The 299-nt window shown below is 63.9% G+C and carries 1 protein-coding gene; it reads right to left on the bottom strand.

The features are described from left to right. Positions 1–270: hypothetical protein (locus UK12_RS35360; RefSeq protein WP_045307325.1), on the bottom strand; the 270-nt coding region annotated here is incomplete at its 3' end. Positions 271–299 lie beyond the last annotated feature (29 nt).

Below are 299 nucleotides of genomic sequence, written 5' to 3' on the forward strand. Positions count from 1 at the left end.
GTGGGTGGCGTTGCGGCCCTCGAAGTTGGTGCCCAGCGTCCAGCCCTTGACGCTCTGCGCCAGGATGACGGTCCGCTGGCCCTCGTGCTCACTGACAGCCTTGAACGCCGCGTAGATCTTCTTGTTGTCGTGGCCACCGCGACCCAGGTGCTGGATCTGCTCGTCGCTCATCGATGCGACCATCCACCGAAGCGGCAGGCTGTCGTCGAAGAAGGGTTCACCGAGGAACGGACCGGTCTCGCTGGCGTAGCTCTGGCCCTGTCGGTCCACCGAACTGTTGAGCTTGTTTACCAGGACCC

This window comes from Saccharothrix sp. ST-888 (assembly GCF_000955975.1).
In the GTDB taxonomy this organism is placed as follows: Bacteria; Actinomycetota; Actinomycetes; order Streptomycetales; family Streptomycetaceae; genus Kitasatospora.